Raw genomic sequence first — 9,478 nt, 5'->3', positions numbered from 1 at the left:
CGCAATGATGGCGAAGCCTTCCTCTGTACTTAATCTGCGTTTACTTGGCTTGTGCATTTCTTTTTTTTTGGCAAAGGTAAGGTGAGCGGGCAAACTGGGCAAGATGCGGAGGAGCGAAGGCTTACGTAAAAGTAAAGCCGCCCTCTCCGTCAACGTATCCCTGAACAAAATTTGCGTAGCCGTCCATTCCGCTTACAGGGATTTGTCGGTGAAAAAAGAAAATGTATCTGCCGGAGATGTAAAAAATGCGTTTCAAGGTATAGCATCCGAACAGGACACCCTTGTCAAATACTACGAAGTACATAACGAGCATTTTCTGAAAAGTGTCGGCGTAAACAGGTGCATGGAAACCTACAAACGTTATGGCATCTCTCTTAACCACCTGAAAAGATTCATGCGTAAAAAATATAATGTTGGCGACATGTCTTTTCAGGCATTGACCCCATCGTTTGTTGCCGACTATGACTATTATCTGCGTGTAGAACTCCGTTTTGCTCCCCAGACGATTGTAAATACTATCGGACAACTCCGCAGAATCGTAAAGATAGCCATCAACAATGGGCTTCTCCGTAATGACCCGTTTATTGACTATGAGTTTATAACGTCTCCCATTGTCCCAAAATCATTGACATCCGCAGAGTTGAAGAAACTGATGAAGGCAAAGCTATCCCGTCCTAACTTGAATTTTATCCGTGATATGTTTTTGTTTTCATCGTTTACCGGCATCGCATTCAGTGATATGCGTAGCCTAACGGAACAGAACCTTTCTATTGCCGAAGACGGTGTCCGGTGGGTACATCTCAAAAGAAAGAAGACCGGAACACCCTGCCATATTCCACTATTGGAAATCCCTTTGCAATTAATCGAAAAATATAAGGGAATAGCAAAAGAAGGTAAATTATTTCCTATGATTAGTTGCAGCAAGACCAATATCTACCTCAAACGGATAGCTACGGAATGCGGTATAGATAAGCGAGTTACATTTCACATGGCACGTCACTGCTATGCCAGCGTAGTGACTCTATCTCAGGGAGTTCCATTGGAAACAGTAGCCGAATTGTTGGGACATAGGGATTGGAGAGCCACCCGCATCTATGCACAGGTAAGCAATGAGAAAATCGGTGAAGATATGCGCCACTTGAATAAACGTCTGTCCGGCAAGTTTCATTTGACGGAGAACAATGTACTATAATAAAGGAAGGAGAATATTATGAATACAAATAATAAGAGCAGTCATTCCAATACTACTTACAGCACTTTCGCAGTTCTGTTTTATATCAACCGGCAGAAAATAAAGAAAAATGGTATGTGTCAGTTGATGGGCAGAATCTCTATCAATGCTGAAATTGCACAGTTCTCTGCTGGAATAGATATTGACCCGTCGCTATGGGATGCGAAAGCCTACCGCATGACCGGCAAAAGCCGCCATGCCACCGAAACGAATTATCAGATAGAGAAATTAACAGATAGAATCAATCGGCATTATAAACAGATATTGGACGAGCAGGGATATATTACGGCGGAGCTTGTCAAGAATGCCGTAAGCGGTATAGGGAGGAAAAAAGAGAACCTGTTGGAACTCTTCCACGAGCATAATGAAGAGTATGTCAAGCAGATAGGTGTTACACGTGCCAAAGGAAGCATTAAAGCTTATGAAGCCGTAGCAAAACAGGTGGAACGTTTCCTGCATATTCATTACGGCATGGAAGATATACCCTTACGGCAACTGGAATTATCTTTCATTGAAAAGTTCGACTCTTACCTTCGTATCGAACAGGGATTTACCGCCCATACAATATCTACCTATACAATCATTCTTAGGAAGATAGTCCGCCGGGCAATCAGTCAGGGGACGTTACATAAAAATCCTTTTGCTGCTTATATTCCCGAACAGCCTCCCCGTGAGCGCAGGCACATGACTATGGAAGAATTGGAGAAGTTTATGAACGTTCCGGTAGCCTCCAAACGCTTATGCCATACACGGGATATGTTTGTATTTGCGACATTCACAGGCTTGTCATATGCGGATATGTGTAACCTGTCAGAGGAAAATATCCATAAAGGCAGGAACGACAGCTTTTGGATTGACATTAACCGGCAGAAAACTGGTATCCGGTGCAATATACCATTACTGGATATACCTTTGCAGATAATGGAAAAGTACAAGCCTGAACGCAACGGAAATAAAATATTTAAGATGGCATCTCCCTCTTGCGTACAAGTCAACCTGAATAAGGTTGCTAAGTTATGCGGTATAGAAAAGCGGATCACCTACCATCAAAGCCGCCATAATTTCGGAACCCTTATTACGCTCTCCCGTGGAGTACCGTTGGAAACGGTCAGCCAGATGATGGGACACAAATGTATCCGTACCACCCAGATTTACGCCAAACTCACACAGCAAAAAGTCAACGAGGACGTGAAGAAAATTAGCGACCGCATCGGTCGGAAATACAAACTGCCAGTTCTAAGTGGCAGCAAAACGAAGAAAAACAATGCAAAATAACGAAATTTAAACCGGACAATCATGAATAGAGAGATAATAACCATAGAAAACAGAATAGTAACTGTTCCGGCATCAGCTGAAATTTGGATGACACAACACCAGCTTGCCGACTTGTTCCAATGCTTTATAAGCAAGATAAATGCGAACATTCGTGCTATCATGAAAACCGGAGTATTAGATGAAACCAACGTTTGCCGAACCCATTATTATAAGAATGGCAATAGCGTCAAAGAATACGGTTTGGAAATGATTATCGCTCTTTCGTTTCGTATTCAATCAAGGAATGCGGAGGTGTTTCGGCAGTTCTTGACGAGGAGGCTAGCTAAACCGGAAATCTCCGAAATTCTGATAAGGCACATTCAAAATACGATATTGAATTGAATGGGATTTCCTATACAAATGACGGCAGGCTATCTATAGTTAGAACCTGCCGTTTTTCATTGTCCTTTCTCATCTGAACACAAAGAAAAAAGAAGGAAATAAAACGACAAGGCTAAACCCTTCGGGTATTTTGCCAAATCTTCCTTTTTCGCCAAACGAAAAAGAGTATTTACCAAAATAGCCTTGTCTCATTTATTCTCCTTCCATTAAAAGGTGTTTATCAGTCGAAAAAGGGAAAAATATTCGTACTCTCTTTATATGGGGCGGCTACTTGAACTTGTCCCGATAGCCATCTTCCAACAGTTTCTCAATATCCGAACTGCGGTAGAGGATTTTACCTCCCAACTTGATATATGGAATACGTCCCTCGTTGCGATAGTCTTGTAAACTTCGTCGGCTCAACTTCAATTTCTCTGATAACTCTTCGTCTGTGTAGAAACTATCCCCGTCAAGAGTCGGTTTGCGGGATGTGAACAGTTTCTCCATCGCAATAGATAGCCGTTCGAGTGAAAGAAAAAATCCCTTGACCCTTTCATTGTTCTCTCTTGTAATTAACTGGTTACTCATACATGTTGCTCCTTTCGTTTTTATATTTATACTTGATTCCTATCTCATTCTAATTCTTCATATAGCTGCCCCAATCTCCGATGCATAAGCCAAAGGGGAATTGTTCCTCTATCAAATAATAGTGTTTCATGTTCATGTAGATATAATACCCCCTTTCGTCCGACTCGACTCTGTAACAAGAGAAGCTGCCACGTCCATAATCCTTGTCATAACTATAAGTAAGCAGGTAATAATTGCCGTCATAACCCCGGAAGATATATGCATCGGGATTTCCGTTCACACTTTCCCAACCGCCCAGCCATGATGCCAGGCGGTTTAATCCTGATTGATATTCCTTTTTCATATTTGCTTCCCTTTATACTTAGCCTGTTTTCGCTTTTCTTCTACTACCGGAAGAATCTTTTTCACGTCTTCCGCTCTGTAATAGGTCTTATGGTTGATTTGGGTATATGCCAGCGTTCCATTATCCCGAAGCGTTTGAAGTGTACGCTTCGAAATGTTCAGGAGTTGGCATACATCCTGATTGTCCAACCACTCTTTCATATCCCGGTCTCCATGCAACCGGCAGAGATACTCCATCCGGCTTGCAAAATCTTCGAACTTTGAGAGCATTGCCTCGAATGTTTCCGCATCAATATTTACTATATTCATAACTTTTCTCTTTCAAATTATTATTTCCTACTTCAAAAATAAGGTATCCGGCTCTACACTAAAAAGGAATGAATTCTTTTGCGGTTACCCGCATTATTTTTCTTATGTCCGGACTTCCTTTCCGGTGCAGCTTTCACCTTTTTGCCACGAAGTAAAACAGAATAGTTCGCACCACAATGGATTTATAATCAGGTGGCAGCATGTGGCACCGATTTGGTAGGGAGTGGCTTCAAAGTCCTGTGATTTTCTCTTTTCATTGCGAAGTAAATCAGAAATAATAATATGTCAATGAGGTTATGATTCTATGGATGTGTTTTGCATCGTTTAGTGTAGCTTCTGGCTTTAAAGTCAGTTCAGAAATAGGACATATACATAAAAAAACAGCCCCTGATAATTAAACCAGAGGCTGCTCAACTTTACATTATTCATTACTCCCATATAAATTTCCGGAATTCCTCATTTTTGATAGAATCGTATGGAGCGTTCCCTTCTGCCTGTTCAAAAGCCAAGAGTATACGCTCCTGCGCACAAGGTATCCGAGTTATTATCTGCTCGAAGAGGTCTGTATCACAGAGTTCGAATGCTACATTTAAGGCTTCCTCCTTTTCTTTTCTGGCAACTGTCCTGCCTGATGCCAAACCTCCCAACATCTGAAGTTCCTCAAAAGAAGTCCCATTCCTCCATCTTCCTATTTGCCGTGCCCTTGAAATAGCTGCTACGAAGTTTTTCTCTGTCAATTCTTCGAGCAGTTCTTTACTTACCAGCGAACGGGCAACCTTTACACGCAATTCATAAGTACGATTTTCCATATAAAGCGTAGTATCCTTAAATCTCCTTGATATTGAACCGGCTATTTTCTTATATGCTTTTACCACTTGTCCCCAAGTAGCATCGTAGATCCTTTTCAAGAGCCTGTGGTGCATATCGCCGAATGCCTTGCGTAGCGGATCACTCAGGAGCATCCCCGCCCAAAACCACAGGCTAACCAATACATAGAATTTTATAAATACTTCGTTCATTATTCTGTCGGGTTTATATTGTTCGTCTGGTAAATGGTATCTATCTCCTCCTTGAATGTATCCAGATGGTTCAGGATAATATTCTCCACATAGCTACTGATAGTCGCTTTTGATTCATCCATCAGGTGGACAATCCGCATCAACCGGCGGTGGGTCGTGGCAGTTATGTACAGCGGCTTCCGGTGAGTGAAATCTATCCGGTTGAAGAACAAGCTTTGATAGTCTGCCTGTGGCTTGCGTTTTCTTCTCTCTGGAGGTTTAACAGCCGGCTCGGAAACTTTGGCTACTGGTCCTGTAGCTTCTTCGGCAGGTTCAACAGCTTTGGTCGCTGGCTCCGCTATTTCTTCGGCAGGCTCAATAACTTGACCGACTGTTTTGGATTTTACTTCTGTTTCTGTCTTCGCAGTAGCGACAGCATCCACTATTGTATCAACAGACTTTACTTCTTCCGGTGCTGTTTTCTCTGCAGGTTTTTCCATTGGTACACCCTGATGTACCATAGAACGGAGTTTATCGAATTTATTTTCTGCTGCCATTATAATGGGGGGTTAAGGTGAATATTCTCCATGATTTCATTAACCAGTGAATCCAAGTTACTACCTTTGAGCAGGTTTTTATCTGCCGGAAAGATTGTTGAGAGGAAGACCGCATCGCTACCCTCAATGGATTGCTCCTTGTCATAGCGGACGGATTGAGGGATAACCGTCTGCATCAACGGTAATCCGAATTGTCGGATAATTCCCTCGTAGTGTTCAAGCCACTCTCTTTTGATACGTCCGTCCACACGATTCCAGAAGAGATGGATTGCTTTCAGGTTTAAGTCCTTGTGTTCTGCCAATAACTCACTAACGGGAATAATGAAAGAGAGGGTACTCTCCATTGACATCCGTGAAGGAGCCATCGGGACAAAAACATAGTCCATCGACATAAAGGTTGAGATTACTCCATCATTGTTGATGGTTCCGGGCAGGTCGAAGAATACCACATCATAACCGGTCGGTTCAGCAGCCAGAAACTCACGGGCTTTCGTTATGGCTTCTTCCGGTTTGGCGCATACAATCGGATAGGTCTGTTTGCCTAGCGAGTCGAACAAAGCAATGGCTTTGGACTGGTAGTGTAAGTTGGTTTCCAACTGCCGGATTTCACGCTTACGCATGTCATAGACACTGCATTGCGGATAGTCGCAGTCCATTACGGCAACATTCAGCCCCTTGAGGTAATGCAGATAGCTTGCTACCAGCACAGTGAATGTACTTTTGCCGACACCACCCTTTTGGGTAGAGAAGGCGATAAACAAAGGTTCCTTTTTCATCTTGTTTTTAATTTTTTAGAATTATACATATTGATATTTGTAAGTTTTCCAATTTTTATTGTCTTATTGGAAATTTTATTGTTTTCAAGTTTCCATGTTTTCAAATTACCAAACCACCAAATTTTCAAGTTTGATAATTTCCAATTTTCCAAAACAGAAAAGCAACTTTAAAAACGTCAGATTTCCCAACTATCCAATTTTATCGGCAGAATGAAATTTGTATATTCTCCAGTCCGTAAAATCTGCAAATTTCAAGCTTTTAAATCTTTCAACTGCGAATGTATAACATTCTGTTTGTCAATTCACAATGCTGGTTCCTTATGCATTGGAATGGTGTGTTTTGCACCAAAGGCTTGCTGTAAAGAAGACTATTTGAATAATTGCAGGATAAGTATCGTTTTTTATCTCTCAATAGTTTGTTGGAATTTACATTTTGGCAAATCGGAGCAATTTGCACCGATTGTTTTCCGGTCAAACAAGCAATATATAGCAGAGTTATACATGCCAATCCGGCTTTGATATTGACCGGATATTATTAATTTTCTTCGTGGTCTGAATTATTAAAATGACAGACCGATGAATGAAGAAAATTATTTTAAGGCGACCTCTAATTTAAGTCGCATTAGAGAATCCGGGCTTTTACGTTTTACGCCCCGGATAGTGTGTAACAGTTGCCGCCGAAGAAAAAAACAAAGAGCCTCTCGCCTCTTTATTTTTTTGTCGTCGTCAAAGGAGCAAGGTAATCGCACGGGTAACCCGAAATTCGCCTGCGGCTCTTTCAAGTTCCCTTCGTGCATACCTTGCCCTGCGGGGCTGCGACCTCCTGTACCCGCTCCCGATGGTCGGCTGGTTTGGGGTCGCTTGACAACCTTCCCTTTGTTCTCCCGATGGTCGCACGTTGGTCAGGTTGTCTCGCAAGCCGCTTCATCTCCCGGTGGTCGCTTCCGTTTCGTCTTGCCCGGCTATCTGAATAGCCGGAAAGATTCCATAACATTCAAGTGTATATGTTATGGAAAATAAGAAAGAGGAAAAGCCCAAACGGGGTCGTCCGGCTAAGGAAAAAGAGAAGCTAAATTTTTCAATCAACCTCAAATTAACAGAGGCGGATTTCAACTCGGTTAAGGATAAAGCTGAGAAATTAGGGATGAAAGCGACGCGATATGCACGGGAAATGATACTTAATGGAGGTATTAAATCCCGCTTTACACTGGAAGAACTTGACCTTATGCGTAAGCTTTCCGGCATTGCAAATAATCTGAACCAGATTGCCAAAAAGGCAAATCAGGCAGGATATATATCAGAAGGGGTAGAGATAATGGGAATGATGATCAGGATTAAAAGGATGTTGGATGATCGCTAAGAATATCAAAGGAAAATCATTTAAGGGATGCGTATCGTATGTGATGAACGACACCGCCAAGTTGCTTGAAGCCGAAGGAGTGCTGGCAGGAACCAAGCAGGATATTATCCGCAGTTTTGCCATGCAACGCTCCGGCAAAAAGGAAGTGAAACAACCTGTCGGGCACATCCCGCTGTCATTCGCTCCAGAAGATAAGGCACGAATGACGAATGATTTTATGGTGCAATTAGCCAAAGAATATATGCACGAAATGGGTATTAAAAACACCCAATATATCATTGTCCGGCACCACAATGCCGACAATGAACACATTCATATTGTCTATAACCGCATTGACAACAACCTGAAATTAATATCTGTCAATTACGATTATAAGCGGAATATCAAAGTCTGCAAGAAGCTAAAAGATAAACATGGATTGACTTATGGCAAGGATAAAGAAAGGGTTAAGCGAGAGAAATTAAGGAATCCGGATAAGGCGAAATATTATATCCACGATGCGATTAAATCCGTTCTGCCGGAATGCAAAACACCTAACGACCTGCGATATAATCTTCAAAAATTCGGAATTGAGCTTGATTATAAGCATAAAAGAACATCATCTGAGATCGAAGGCGTATCGTTCCGGTACGGAAAGATTTGTTTCAAAGGCTCTGAAGTTGATAGAAAATACAGCTTCAGGAATCTGAAAAAGGAATTTCAGAAAAATCTTTTGGAAGAAAACAAACGAATAGAAGAAGCATACTTACAGCCGCAGGCAGAGCAAAAAGCTAAACAGGAAGCCGAAGAAAAAGCCCAACAAAAAAGCCAAGGCGAGCCGATACTTCCCTCCATAGGAGGCGTTGAATTGATGTCTGAGCAATGGAATACATTAAAAGAAGGTGGGTATGCTTATCTTGAAAACATGAACCGCAACGACGGAAGCGGCAAGTTTTCTTCCTATGTTTTTCTCAACGAGGAAAAGAACAAAGCTTTTTTCAGCGACAAGAATCCCGATGAGTTTGTCAAATACGGCAAATACGAAATGCGTATCCGAGATAAGGTACTTGTGGAGAATGGCTATGTTACCAAAGCCAAAGTCAAATGGTGGGGTATGGGAAGCTATGCGAACCCATACTTGTGGAAAGAGAATAAAGCAGATGCTGAATATAAAGAATCATGGGATGACCCAAGATTGCCGAAACCTCCAAAAGAAGAGCAGAAGTCCAAGCAACCTATCATTCAGCAGAAGAATAGAGGGCAGAAGAGATAACCAATGCCATGCTTTAAGTACATGTTTCAGTAATATGTTGAAAAGTTACTGATATTGAACACGAAAACTTTCGATAAAAATCAATATATTTGCGTTTAAAATCAACAGATGAGAGCGATGAAACCTATTAATCGGATTAAAATTGTATTAGTTGAAAAGCAAAAAACCGGCAAATGGCTGGCGGAACAACTTGGAAGAGACCCGGCGACTGTCTCTCGGTGGTGCTCAAATACCATGCAACCTCCAATTGAGACATTTGCAAAAATAGCTGAGTTATTGAATGTAGATGTGAAAGATTTATTAAATGAAGTCATCTTGACTTTTTAGATTGTTTGATTTTTCTTAGTAAAATGACCATGAAAGCAATGTAATTGAAAGCTTTCCAAGAGGAGGTTGTAAAGTCAAATCGGTTAAGAATAGATCTGAAGCT

The 9,478-nt window shown here is 41.6% G+C and carries 13 protein-coding genes; 7 read left to right on the top strand and 6 right to left on the bottom strand.

The window, feature by feature from the left end; all coding sequences use genetic code 11:
- Positions 1-103: 103 nt before the first annotated feature.
- The 3 genes from ACYPWY_RS14940 to ACYPWY_RS14930 are packed head-to-tail and all read left to right on the top strand — an operon-like array spanning position 104 to position 2,887.
- Positions 104-1,192 (top strand): site-specific integrase, encoded by a 1,089-nt coding sequence (locus ACYPWY_RS14940; RefSeq protein WP_459686348.1) that lies wholly within the window; start codon positions 104-106, stop codon positions 1,190-1,192.
- Between the two features lie 18 nt (positions 1,193-1,210).
- A complete protein-coding gene (locus ACYPWY_RS14935; RefSeq protein WP_459686347.1) occupies positions 1,211-2,506 on the top strand; it encodes a site-specific integrase in 1,296 nt (431 codons plus the stop codon).
- Positions 2,507-2,527: 21 nt separating this feature from the next.
- On the top strand, positions 2,528-2,887 hold the full coding sequence (locus ACYPWY_RS14930) for a protein-tyrosine kinase (RefSeq protein ID WP_459686346.1): 360 nt from the start codon (positions 2,528-2,530) through the stop codon (positions 2,885-2,887).
- Between the two features lie 267 nt (positions 2,888-3,154).
- Here the strand turns inward: ACYPWY_RS14930 and ACYPWY_RS14925 are convergent, their stop codons facing one another.
- The 6 genes from ACYPWY_RS14925 to ACYPWY_RS14900 form a co-directional block, all read right to left on the bottom strand.
- Positions 3,155-3,454 (bottom strand): helix-turn-helix domain-containing protein, encoded by a 300-nt coding sequence (locus ACYPWY_RS14925; protein ID WP_459686345.1) that lies wholly within the window; start codon positions 3,452-3,454, stop codon positions 3,155-3,157.
- 49 nt (positions 3,455-3,503) lie between these two features.
- Complete coding sequence (locus ACYPWY_RS14920; RefSeq protein WP_459686344.1) at positions 3,504-3,797, bottom strand: DUF3876 domain-containing protein; 294 nt, start codon at positions 3,795-3,797, stop codon at positions 3,504-3,506.
- Entirely contained in the window at positions 3,794-4,105 is a 312-nt protein-coding gene (locus tag ACYPWY_RS14915) for a helix-turn-helix domain-containing protein (RefSeq protein ID WP_459686343.1), read from the bottom strand. The genes ACYPWY_RS14920 and ACYPWY_RS14915 overlap by 4 nt, the downstream gene beginning before the upstream one ends.
- A gap of 428 nt (positions 4,106-4,533) precedes the next feature.
- A complete protein-coding gene (locus ACYPWY_RS14910; RefSeq protein ID WP_459686342.1) occupies positions 4,534-5,124 on the bottom strand; it encodes a hypothetical protein in 591 nt (196 codons plus the stop codon).
- Complete coding sequence (locus ACYPWY_RS14905) at positions 5,124-5,660, bottom strand: DUF3408 domain-containing protein (RefSeq protein WP_459686341.1); 537 nt, start codon at positions 5,658-5,660, stop codon at positions 5,124-5,126. Before ACYPWY_RS14905 ends, ACYPWY_RS14910 begins: the two co-directional genes overlap by 1 nt.
- A complete protein-coding gene (locus ACYPWY_RS14900) occupies positions 5,660-6,436 on the bottom strand; it encodes a ParA family protein (RefSeq protein WP_459686340.1) in 777 nt (258 codons plus the stop codon). Before ACYPWY_RS14900 ends, ACYPWY_RS14905 begins: the two co-directional genes overlap by 1 nt.
- Before the next feature lie 576 nt (positions 6,437-7,012).
- Between ACYPWY_RS14900 and ACYPWY_RS14895 the strand changes: the two genes are divergently transcribed.
- From ACYPWY_RS14895 to ACYPWY_RS14880, 4 genes are all read left to right on the top strand, one after another.
- Positions 7,013-7,456, top strand: coding sequence for a hypothetical protein (locus ACYPWY_RS14895; protein WP_459686339.1), 444 nt, complete (start codon positions 7,013-7,015; stop codon positions 7,454-7,456).
- Positions 7,446-7,796, top strand: coding sequence for a plasmid mobilization protein (locus tag ACYPWY_RS14890; RefSeq protein WP_459686338.1), 351 nt, complete (start codon positions 7,446-7,448; stop codon positions 7,794-7,796). Before ACYPWY_RS14895 ends, ACYPWY_RS14890 begins: the two co-directional genes overlap by 11 nt.
- Entirely contained in the window at positions 7,786-9,048 is a 1,263-nt protein-coding gene (locus ACYPWY_RS14885; protein ID WP_459686337.1) for a relaxase/mobilization nuclease domain-containing protein, read from the top strand. Before ACYPWY_RS14890 ends, ACYPWY_RS14885 begins: the two co-directional genes overlap by 11 nt.
- A 108-nt stretch (positions 9,049-9,156) precedes the next feature.
- Positions 9,157-9,375: a helix-turn-helix transcriptional regulator gene (locus tag ACYPWY_RS14880; RefSeq protein ID WP_459686336.1), complete on the top strand. Its 219-nt coding sequence runs from the start codon at positions 9,157-9,159 to the stop codon at positions 9,373-9,375.
- Positions 9,376-9,478 lie beyond the last annotated feature (103 nt).

The organism is Viscerimonas tarda (assembly GCF_054601255.1).
The sequence above is the reverse complement of the archived record's forward strand: the minus strand, read 5'-3'. Positions and strand labels throughout refer to the sequence as shown.

Bases quoted from the DNA above. Each gene is read 5' to 3' on its own strand.
- ACYPWY_RS14890 (WP_459686338.1), top strand. From the start codon at position 7,446: ATGGAAAATAAGAAAGAGGAAAAGCCCAAACGGGGTCGTCCGGCTAAG.
- ACYPWY_RS14935 (WP_459686347.1), top strand. From the start codon at position 1,211: ATGAATACAAATAATAAGAGCAGTCATTCCAATACTACTTACAGCACT.
- ACYPWY_RS14880 (WP_459686336.1), top strand. From the start codon at position 9,157: ATGAGAGCGATGAAACCTATTAATCGGATTAAAATTGTATTAGTTGAA.
- ACYPWY_RS14915 (WP_459686343.1), bottom strand. From the start codon at position 4,105: ATGAATATAGTAAATATTGATGCGGAAACATTCGAGGCAATGCTCTCA.
- ACYPWY_RS14940 (WP_459686348.1), top strand. From the start codon at position 104: ATGCGGAGGAGCGAAGGCTTACGTAAAAGTAAAGCCGCCCTCTCCGTC.
- ACYPWY_RS14925 (WP_459686345.1), bottom strand. From the start codon at position 3,454: ATGAGTAACCAGTTAATTACAAGAGAGAACAATGAAAGGGTCAAGGGA.
- ACYPWY_RS14900 (WP_459686340.1), bottom strand. From the start codon at position 6,436: ATGAAAAAGGAACCTTTGTTTATCGCCTTCTCTACCCAAAAGGGTGGT.
- ACYPWY_RS14920 (WP_459686344.1), bottom strand. From the start codon at position 3,797: ATGAAAAAGGAATATCAATCAGGATTAAACCGCCTGGCATCATGGCTG.
- ACYPWY_RS14885 (WP_459686337.1), top strand. From the start codon at position 7,786: ATGATCGCTAAGAATATCAAAGGAAAATCATTTAAGGGATGCGTATCG.
- ACYPWY_RS14905 (WP_459686341.1), bottom strand. From the start codon at position 5,660: ATGGCAGCAGAAAATAAATTCGATAAACTCCGTTCTATGGTACATCAG.
- ACYPWY_RS14895 (WP_459686339.1), top strand. From the start codon at position 7,013: ATGAATGAAGAAAATTATTTTAAGGCGACCTCTAATTTAAGTCGCATT.
- ACYPWY_RS14910 (WP_459686342.1), bottom strand. From the start codon at position 5,124: ATGAACGAAGTATTTATAAAATTCTATGTATTGGTTAGCCTGTGGTTT.
- ACYPWY_RS14930 (WP_459686346.1), top strand. From the start codon at position 2,528: ATGAATAGAGAGATAATAACCATAGAAAACAGAATAGTAACTGTTCCG.